Annotated in this window: 1 protein-coding gene; it reads left to right on the top strand. The window is 63.4% G+C overall.

What is annotated here, in order from left to right; all coding sequences use genetic code 11:
• On the top strand, positions 1–938 hold a 938-nt coding region (locus tag D7W82_RS39750; RefSeq protein ID WP_147439786.1), incomplete at its 5' end, for an IS4 family transposase.
• Positions 939–960 lie beyond the last annotated feature (22 nt).

Raw genomic sequence — 960 nt, 5'->3', positions numbered from 1 at the left:
TGTCGAATGGAGGCTTCGACGTCTGGAAGCTCTTCGCGTCCTGGGTGCCCTTCGTGCTGGCGGAGCGGACCGAGGCGGTCATCGCGCTGGACTGGACGGACTTCGAGCAGGACGACCAGGAGACGCTCGTGGCCAGCCTCATCACCCGGCATGGGCGGGCCACGCCGCTCTTGTGGACGACGCTGGTGAAGTCCGCCTCCATAGGCAACCGGCAACTGGTGGAGGACCAGACGCTTCAGCGACTGCGCGAGCTGATTGCCTCGGAGGTGAAGGTGACGGTGGTGGCGGACCGGGGCTTCGCGGATGCGAAGTTCTACGCGCTGCTGCGGCAACTGGGTTTCGAGTACGTGGTGCGTTTCCGTGCGGACATGCTTGTCACGTCCGAGGATGAGGAGACGAAGCGCGCGGCCGAGTGGGTCCCAGAAGGCGGGCGCGCGAAGATACTTCGAGGTGCACGCGTCACCGCGGCCATGGCGCAGGTGGGGGCCGTGGTGTGTGTGAAACGCAAGGGCATGAAGGACTCCTGGTGCCTGGCTACCAGCCTCACGGAAGCTACGGCCCAGGAGGTGCTGGACGTCTACGCCCGGAGATTCACCATCGAGGAGACGTTCCGGGACGTGAAGGACCTCAAGTTTGGCATGGGGCTGAAGCAGGTGCGCGTGAAGACGCCCGAGCGTCGAGACAGGTTGCTGCTCGTCAGTGCCCTGGCCCAGGTTCTTCTGACGCTGCTGGGAGCCGCGGGCGAGGCGCTGGGTTACGACAAGCATTTGAAGGTGAATACGGTGAAGCGGCGTACGCACTCGCTCTTCACCCAAGGCACCTACTATTTCATGGCCATGCCGCGCATGAGCGATGAACGACTCCGCCCGTTGGTGGAGCGATTCGCGCAACTCGTTCGCGAGCACGCCGTCTTCCGAGAAACCTTCGGACTTATCTGATTTAGATGAGGGGATGCTTCAG

This window comes from Corallococcus sp. CA049B (assembly GCF_003611685.1).
GTDB lineage: Bacteria > Myxococcota > Myxococcia > Myxococcales > Myxococcaceae > Corallococcus > Corallococcus coralloides.
The sequence above is the reverse complement of the archived record's forward strand: the minus strand, read 5'-3'. Positions and strand labels throughout refer to the sequence as shown.